General features: G+C 72.4%; 6 protein-coding genes. 1 reads left to right on the top strand and 5 read right to left on the bottom strand.

Annotation, left to right across the window (positions count from 1 at the left end):
• Nucleotides 1-118 precede the first annotated feature (118 nt).
• A complete protein-coding gene (locus ACFUVW_RS03850) occupies nt 119-1,237 on the top strand; it encodes a GntR family transcriptional regulator (protein ID WP_430570030.1) in 1,119 nt (372 codons plus the stop codon).
• A gap of 4 nt (nt 1,238-1,241) precedes the next feature.
• On the opposite strand, the gene ACFUVW_RS03855 is transcribed toward ACFUVW_RS03850, so the two are convergent.
• Genes ACFUVW_RS03855 through ACFUVW_RS03875 form a run of 5 tightly spaced genes read right to left on the bottom strand, consistent with a single transcriptional unit; the run spans nt 1,242 to nt 6,871 of the window.
• Nucleotides 1,242-2,393, bottom strand: coding sequence for a glycoside hydrolase family 76 protein (locus tag ACFUVW_RS03855; RefSeq protein WP_430570031.1), 1,152 nt, complete (start codon nt 2,391-2,393; stop codon nt 1,242-1,244).
• Nucleotides 2,390-3,655 carry an ABC transporter substrate-binding protein gene (locus ACFUVW_RS03860; RefSeq protein WP_430570032.1) on the bottom strand — a complete coding sequence of 422 codons (1,266 nt, stop codon included), beginning with the start codon at nt 3,653-3,655 and terminating at the stop codon, nt 2,390-2,392. The genes ACFUVW_RS03855 and ACFUVW_RS03860 overlap by 4 nt, the downstream gene beginning before the upstream one ends.
• On the bottom strand, nt 3,639-4,541 hold the full coding sequence (locus ACFUVW_RS03865) for a carbohydrate ABC transporter permease (protein WP_430570033.1): 903 nt from the start codon (nt 4,539-4,541) through the stop codon (nt 3,639-3,641). The genes ACFUVW_RS03860 and ACFUVW_RS03865 overlap by 17 nt, the downstream gene beginning before the upstream one ends.
• The gene (locus tag ACFUVW_RS03870) at nt 4,538-5,491 is read right to left on the bottom strand and encodes a carbohydrate ABC transporter permease (RefSeq protein ID WP_430570034.1); all 954 of its coding nucleotides are present in this window, start codon (nt 5,489-5,491) and stop codon (nt 4,538-4,540) included. Before ACFUVW_RS03870 ends, ACFUVW_RS03865 begins: the two co-directional genes overlap by 4 nt.
• Nucleotides 5,492-5,530: 39 nt before the next feature.
• Nucleotides 5,531-6,871 carry a glycoside hydrolase family 125 protein gene (locus tag ACFUVW_RS03875; protein WP_430570035.1) on the bottom strand — a complete coding sequence of 447 codons (1,341 nt, stop codon included), beginning with the start codon at nt 6,869-6,871 and terminating at the stop codon, nt 5,531-5,533.
• Nucleotides 6,872-6,939: the final 68 nt, after the last annotated feature.

Below are 6,939 nucleotides of genomic sequence, written 5' to 3' on the forward strand. Positions count from 1 at the left end.
CCGCCGTCGGGAACATCGGGCACGTCCGGCACCGCGGCCGCGGGGTGCCCCACAATGGTCCAGGAGCAGTGATCATATTCATTCGGCTCTTCCAGACGGTCCGAGGACGGGAGCGAGCTTGACCGAGGCGCTGTACGCCCAGGTGCACGAGGCGCTGCGGGCACGCATCGTCGGCGGCGGCCTCGCCGTCGGCGACCGCCTGCCGACGCAGGCCGAGCTCGTCGACGAGTTCTCGGTCAGCGCGATCACGATCAAGCGGGCGCTCGACATGCTGCGCGACGAGGGCTTCGTGACCCGGCGCCCGCGCATCGGCACGGTCGTCGTCTCCACGACGCCCGCGGCCGGGGCGCCCCCGGACGAGCCCGGCCGCCTCCCGCTGGTCGGCTACATCGTGCCGGGCTTCGACGACGCGTTCGGGTCGCACCTGCTCGGGGGGCTCCTCGAGGCGTCGAGCGAACGGGCGCACGTCGTGGTGGCGATGTCCCGCGGCGACTCCGACCTGGAGGAACGCCTCATCGAGGAGCAGCTGGAGCGCGGCATCGACGGGCTCGTGCTGCTGCCCACGTCGTCGCAGGCCATCCCGCAGAGCGTCGCCACGCTCGTCGGGCGCGGGTTCCCCATCGTCATCGTCGACCGCACGCTGACGGGCGTGCCCGTCAGCACCGTGACCTCCGACAACGTCACCGCGGGCAGGCTGGCGGCGGAGTACCTGTTCGAGCTCGGGCACACCCGGATCGCGCTGATCCAGTCCCCCAACGCCGTCTCGACCCTCGACGAGCGGAAGCGCGGCGTCGTGGCCGCGCACGCCGCGCACCAGGTGCGCCTCGAGGACGCCCAGGTCTACTCCGGCGTCCGGTCCGTGGTGCCGGGCGCGTCGGTGACGCCGGAGGAGGACGTCGAGGGCCTCGTCGCCTTCCTGGACGCCCACCCCGACCTCACCGGGTGCGTCGTGACCGAGTACCACTCCGCGCGCCTCGTGCTGCAGGCCGCCCAGCGGCTCGGGCGCACCGTGCCCGACGACCTCTCCGTGATCTGCTTCGACGCCCCGCCCGAGTACGTGGACGCCGCGATCCCGCTCACCCACGTGGAGCAGGACCAGCAGGCGATCGGCGCGCGCGCCTTCGAGCTGGTCGAGCGGCAGCTCGCCGAGCGGGGCGACGTCTCGCAGGACACCGTGCCCGTGCGGATCCTGGCGGGCGGCTCGACCGCCCCCGCGCCCCGCCCGGCGAGCTCGTAGCCGCTCACGCGCGCCGGGCACGCACCTCGAGCGCCATGACCGCGCTCAGCAGGGTCGAGTACCCGACCTGGGTCGGCGCGGGCCGGGTCCAGTCGTCCCCCGGCCGCAGCACCACGCCCGCCTGCCGCACGCCCTCGACCGCGGCCGCCGACGCCCCGTCCGCGGGACGCACGCCGTCGTGCGGCACCAGTCCGTGCGCCCACAGGGCGTCGGTGCTGGTGCGCACCAGGTCCTCGACCGCGGGGACGGCCCGCTCCTCGAGCAGCAGCGCCGCGTACCGGTACCAGACGCCCTTGAACAGGCCGACGTCGCCGCCCGCGGTGTCGGGCACGTCGTCGTCGACCAGGTCGCCCTCCCGCCGGAAGACGCCGTCCGTGGCGAGCTCGCGCACCGACGTCAGGGCCGTGCGCTCGGCCCTGTCCAGCCAGCCGGCGTCCCCCGTGGCGCGGTACAGCTCGACGCACGCCCCGACGTACAGCCCCTGGTTGTACGTGAACCGCCAGTGCGTGTCGACGTCCGTGCCGCCCTCGCGCCCCAGCCCGTCCTCGACGAACCCGTCCGGCCCGACCAGGTGCTCCTCGAGCCACGCGACCGTGGCCAGCGCGCGGTCGAGGTACGCGCCGTCGCCGGTGCGCCGCGCCAGCCGTGCGCCGAGGATCGCGAGCGGGCCGTTCGCCGGGGTGTTCTTGTAGTCCGGCTGCTGCTTGCGCCACGACAGCGACGGCCCGTGCACGTCGTTCCACCCGAGCGTCACCACGTGCTCCCACAGCGCCACGACGTCCGCCTCGAGGGCGGCGCGCTCGCCGTCGTCCGGCGTCGCCTCCGCCAGCCGCAGCAGGGCGAGGGCGTACCAGAGCATGTCGTCGAAGTAGTCGTTGAACAGGCTGCCGTCGTTGCGCTCGCGGATGTTCGCCGCGGTGGCCCGCGCCGCGTCGAGCCACGCGTCGTCGCCGGTGCGGGCGTAGGCGTCGAGCCGGCAGTCGACGACGTGCGCGAGCCACCAGTAGTTGAACGTGGTGTCGGCGGGCTCGGGGTGCCCGTTGTGCAGCAGCTGCGGCGGGGCGGCGCCGTAGAGCAGGTCGACGCTGTGCTGGGCGACGTCGGCGCGCCCGGCCCAGGTCTGCACGCGCGCGGGGTCGGGGGTGGTGGTGGTCATCGGTTGGCCTCCAGGATGCGGTCGCCCTGCGCGGCGGCGTCGGCGAGGGCGGCGGCGCCGCCCAGGGTGCCGGACATCACCTGCTGCAGGGCGGGGATGAGGGCGAGCGTCTCGACGTCCGAGTACCCGGGGACCGGCGGGCGGACCTTCGCGACCTCGATGGTCTCCACCATCGGGCCGAACCGGTCGTCCACCGTGCCCACCGCGCGCCGGGACGCCTCGACGTTCGCCGGGATGTTCTTGCTGATCTCCGAGAACGCGAGGCTGTTCTCCTGGTCCACGGCCCACCACTTCATGAGCTCCCACGCCCCCTCGGGGCAGGGCGCGTCGGTGGGCACGACGAGCCCGAAGCCGCCCATGGAGGCCCCGGAGTCGCCCCGCGGCCCCACGACCGCGGGCACGACGCCGTACTCGAGCCCGTCGACGGCGTCCCAGGTCGGGAGGTTCCAGGGCCCGTCGTACTTCATCGACACCACGCCCTGCGCGAAGGCGTCGATGCCGTCGGAGAAGCCCAGCTCGTACACCTTCCGCTCGTGCAGCAGGTCGTCCCAGAAGTCGAGCACCTCGAGCCCCTCCGGGGAGTCGAACGCCGTGTACCGCTCGCTCGGGTCGAGGAGTCGGCCGCCCGCCTGGCCGAGCCACATGCTGAACAGGCCGACGTCCTGGATCTCGAAGCCGGCGCGCTTCAGCCGCCCGCCCTCGCGGACGGTCAGGGCCTCGGCGGCGTCGGCGAGCTCGGCCCACGTCGTCGGCGGGCGGATGCCGGCCTCGTCGAGGTGCGCCCTGTTGTAGAAGATGGCGCGGGTGTCGACGATCAGCGGCAGGCCGAACGTCTGCTCGCCCACGCTCATCTCGCGCACGGCCTCGGCGTAGAAGCCCTCGAGGTCGACGCCGTCGCGCGCGGCCCACGCGTCGATCTGCTGCAGCGCGCCGCGCCGGCCGTACTTCGCCGTCTGCCAGCGGTCCCACAGCACGAGGTCGGGCACGTTGCCCGACGCGATGCCGGTGAGCATCTTCTCCTCGAGGGCGCCCTGCGGCACGTAGTGGAACGCGAAGTCGGACTGGGCGGCGTTGAAGGCGTCGAGCTGCGTCTGGATCTGCCCGGCCTGGTCGCCGGACCAGCTGCCCCACATCGTGAGGCGGCGCGCGCCCGTGTCGGTGTACCGCGGCTGGTTCGGCGCGGCGCAGGAGGACAGGACGGCCGCGCCGGCGCCCAGGCCGAGCGCCCGCAGCACCGCGCGGCGGCTAACGAGCGTTGACATGGGAGACCCCCTCGATGATGTAGCGCTGCGCGAAGACGAACAGCAGCAGCACCGGCAGGCTGGTGATCACGGTGCCCGCCATGAGCGGGCCGTAGTCCGTGGCGTAGTCGGTGACGAAGGACGCCAGGCCGACCTGGACGGTCCACATCTCCTGGACGTTGAGCACGATGAGCGGCCACATGAACGCGTTCCACCCGGCCTGGAAGGTGAGGATCGCCAGCACGGCCGCCCCCGCCTTCGCCAGCGGCAGGTACACCTGCGCGAAGATCCGGAACTCGGACGCGCCGTCGATCCGCGCGGCCTCGCCCAGCTCGTCCGGGATCGAGGAGAAGAACTGCCGCATGAAGAACACGGCGAACGCGCCCGCCGCGCCGGGCAGGATGATCGCCCAGTAGGTGTTGAGCAGGCCCACGCCGCCCTGCCCCAGGGCGTTGTTGCCGCCCGCGAACGGGATGGCGCGCAGCACGAGGAACGACGGCACCATCGTCACGATGCCGGGCACCATGAGGGAGCCGAGCAGGGTGACGAACAGCGCCCGGCGGCCGCGGAACGTCAGCTTCGCGAACGCGTAGCCGGCGAGGGAGCCGAAGAACAGGTTGAGCACCACGCCGCCGACGGCGATGAGCATCGAGTTGAGGAAGTACCGGGCGAACGGCACCGCGGTGAGCACCCGCTGGTAGTTCTCGATCGTCACGGTGCGCGGGATCAGGTCGAGGGCCCCGGAGAGGATGTCCCCGGCGGGCTTCAGCGAGGTCACGAGCGTCCACAGCAGCGGGAAGACCGTGAGGATCGCGACGACGACCACGGCGACCCACCACAGGGCGGCACCCGCGTGCTGGGCGGGGGTGCGGCGGGTGTGGTGGAGGGGAACGGTCGGGGCGCTCACGTGTTGTCCCTCCCCGTGATGCGGGCGTTGATCACCGCGAAGACGCCGATGATCGCGAACAGCACGAACGAGATCGCCGAGGCGTACCCCATCTCGAGGTTCCCGAAGCCCTGCGTGTAGATGTAGTAGACGAGCGTGATCGTCGAGTTGCCCGGGCCGCCCTTGGTGAGCACGTAGGCCTGGTCGAAGACCTGGAACGCCCCGATCACCAGCAGCGTGGAGACGAGGAACGTGGTGCGCGACAGGCTCGGCATGACGACGTACCGCAGCTGCTGCCACCAGCCGGCGCCGTCGATGCGTGCGGCCTCGTAGAGCTGGGGCGGGATCCCCTGCAGCCCGCCCAGGTAGATCATCATGTTGGTGCCGAACCCGGCCCAGACGCTCATCATGACGATCGCCGGCATGGCCCACGCCGAGTCGTACAGCCAGGCGGGGCCGTCGATGCCGAACCAGCCGAGCGCCACGTTGATCATGCCGAACTGCGGGTTGAGCAGCCAGTACCAGATGGTCGCGGTCGCGACCGTCGAGGAGACCACCGGGACGTAGAAGAACGTGCGGAACAGGGACGCGACCCGCACGTTCCGGTTGAGCAGCAGCGCCGTGGCGAGCGCGACGACGATGCCGAGCGGCACGAACAGCAGCGTGTAGTACGCCGTGTTCCGCAGCGCGATCGCGAAGTACGGGTCGAGGAAGAGCCGGCGGTAGTTGTCGAGCCCGAGCCACTGCGAGTCACCGATGACCGAGTAGCTCGTGAAGCTCATGACGAGCGCCATCCCCGCCGGGACCAGCACGAAGACCGCGAAGAGAAGCATCGGCAGGGCGACGAACAGCCACCCCCACCGTTCCTGGATCCGCCACTGCCGTGAGGGGCGGCGGCGTTCGGGCGGGGAGGACGGCGGTGCCGCCTCCTCGCGCCCGAGCGGCGCCGTCGCCGCTGTCGTGACCGTCATGGTGCTGATCGCCTCCTTTGCCGATCCGCACGACCGCTCCTACGCGGCGTGCGTGAACCTCTGCGTCGCCGCCCGGGGGACCCGGAGGCCGACGACGTCGAGCACGAGCTCGCAGAACATGGAGTCCGCCCAGCTGAACCACTCCCGGGTGAACAGCTCGGGTCGGTCGACGTGGTACGACTCGCACATGCGCCCGCGCGCCGCGTTGGCGGCGAGCATCGTCGCGACGAGGGCACGCTTCTCCGCCGGGTCCGTCGAGGTCAGGCCCCGGACGGCGGCCGAGATGGGCCAGACGTAGCGCGGCGGCGTGTGCGGGCTGCCGAGGCCGTCGCCGGTCGCCCCGCGCACGTAGGTGGGGTTGTCGTCGCTGAGCACGAACCGGCGGGTCGCGACGTAGAGCGGGTCGTCGAGGGCGATGCCGCCGGTGAGCGGCAGCGAGAGCAGGCTCGGCATGTTCGAGTCGTCCATGAGCAGCCGGTGGCCCAGGCCGTCGACCTCGTAGGCGAAGATCCGCCCGTGCTCCGGGTGGTCGACGACGCCGTGCCGCCGGGTCGCCTCGTCGAGCTCGGCCGCGAGCTCGTCGGCCCGGTGGGCGAGGCCCGCGTCGTCGAGCGGACCGCGGGCGAGCTCGGCCAGGTCGCGCAGCGAGGCGGCGGCGAACAGGTTGCCGGGCACGTTGTAGTGGTGGACGCACGCGTCGTCGCTGGGCCGGAACGCGCTCCAGGACATGCCGGTGACGGCGACGGGCGACCCCTGGCCGTCGCGCACGAGCGTGTCGGTGGGCGGGCAGTCGTCGCGCTCGAACCGGTAGTCGGACCGCGCGTCGTGGTCCTGCTCCGTGCGGAGGGTGGTGAGCACCTGCTCCGCGGCGCGGCGGAACGCCTCGTCGAGGTGGTCGGTGCGGCCGGTGCCGAGCCACAGCTGGTGCGCGAGCTGGAGGGGGAACGCGAGCGAGTCGATCTCGTACTTGCGCTCCCAGACGCCGGGGGTCATCGCCGTGCGGTCGGCCTGGTGCCCGGCACCGTCCGGCGTCCGGTTGAAGGCGTTGGCGTACGGGTCCTGCAGGACCTGCGCGCTCATGCGCCGCACCAGGGCCGCGACGACGTCGCCGATCCCCGGGTCGAGGTCGAGCAGCGCGAGGTAGGGGCGCATCTGCGCCGCGCAGTCGCGCAGCCACATCGCCGGGATGTCGCCGGTGAGCACGAAGGCGGTGCCGTCGGGCTCGAGCACGACGGCGTCGCGCAGCGTGTGCCGCATCGCCTCGGCGAAGACCGTGGCGGTCGGGACGTCGAACGCGGCGGACACGCGGTCGGTCACCTCGCGCAGCACGCGGTCGTCGAGCATCGGGGGGCCGCCCTGGTCCATGAACTCGCACTCCATCGTTTGGATATATCGAATAGGCGGGAACATACCAGCCGCCGCGACGGGGTGGCCAGAGCGGGCATGAC

Origin of the sequence: Isoptericola sp. NPDC057391, assembly GCF_042668085.1 — a bacterium.
Lineage (GTDB): Bacteria > Actinomycetota > Actinomycetes > Actinomycetales > Cellulomonadaceae > Isoptericola.

Coding starts and splice junctions, on each gene's coding strand:
- ACFUVW_RS03855 (WP_430570031.1), bottom strand. CDS start 2,393: ATGACCACCACCACCCCCGACCCCGCGCGCGTGCAGACCTGGGCCGGG.
- ACFUVW_RS03860 (WP_430570032.1), bottom strand. CDS start 3,655: ATGTCAACGCTCGTTAGCCGCCGCGCGGTGCTGCGGGCGCTCGGCCTG.
- ACFUVW_RS03870 (WP_430570034.1), bottom strand. CDS start 5,491: ATGACGGTCACGACAGCGGCGACGGCGCCGCTCGGGCGCGAGGAGGCG.
- ACFUVW_RS03875 (WP_430570035.1), bottom strand. CDS start 6,871: ATGGAGTGCGAGTTCATGGACCAGGGCGGCCCCCCGATGCTCGACGAC.